The 761-nt window shown below is 44.2% G+C and carries 2 protein-coding genes; both read left to right on the top strand.

Going from position 1 to position 761, the window contains the following annotated elements; all coding sequences use genetic code 11:
- A partial coding sequence (locus C9J48_RS27610; protein ID WP_507022035.1) for an LbetaH domain-containing protein occupies positions 1 to 273 on the top strand: 273 nt, incomplete at its 5' end.
- Positions 274 to 285: 12 nt separating this feature from the next.
- A partial coding sequence (locus C9J48_RS27605) for a CBS domain-containing protein (protein ID WP_146151667.1) occupies positions 286 to 761 on the top strand: 476 nt, incomplete at its 3' end.

Below are 761 nucleotides of genomic sequence, written 5' to 3'. Positions count from 1 at the left end.
GGCGCGCAGATTGGTGCGCATAGCGTGATTAACAGTGGTGCTGTAATCGAGCATGATTGTAGCATTGGTCATTACAACCATATTGCCCCGAGAGCCACCTTGTGTGGGCAAGTGATAACGCAAGACGACGTTTACGTTGGTGCGGGGGCAACGGTTATTCAGAGTATTATGCTGGCGAAAAATGCCATTGTAGGCGCTGGTGCGATAGTCACAAAACACCTTTCTGTCAATCAAATCTGCTACCCCAGCCGAGCGACAATCAAAACACTATAACGAAGGTAAGTCATGAGTCATTGTTGGAACAATGTATTAATTAAGCCCACTAATACCATACGCGACGCATTAGAAATTATTAATAATGAAGCACTGCGCGTGGTATTGGTGGTTGATCATCATGAACACTTACAAGGTGTCGTGACGGACGGTGATATTCGCCGAGGTTTATTGAATAATCTTGCATTGACGGCTGAGATCACACAGGTCATGAATAGCAATCCAATGACCGCAGATGTCAATACACCGCGAGATGAGTTAATCGCAATCATGAAAAGCAACGGTATTCTTTCTCTTCCCTTAGTTGATGATGAAAACCGCGTTGTTGGGTTAGAAACACTCCACCATTTATTTGAAAAGACAATCCACCAGAATCCGGTTTTTTTGATGGCGGGTGGCTTTGGTACGCGTTTACGTCCACTGACTGATACTTGTCCTAAACCGATGCTAAAAATTGGGAATAAACCGATTTTAGAAACCGTTATTCG

It is taken from the genome of Photobacterium profundum (genome assembly GCF_003026285.1).
In the GTDB taxonomy this organism is placed as follows: Bacteria; Pseudomonadota; Gammaproteobacteria; order Enterobacterales; family Vibrionaceae; genus Photobacterium; species Photobacterium profundum.
The sequence above is the reverse complement of the archived record's forward strand: the minus strand, read 5'-3'. Positions and strand labels throughout refer to the sequence as shown.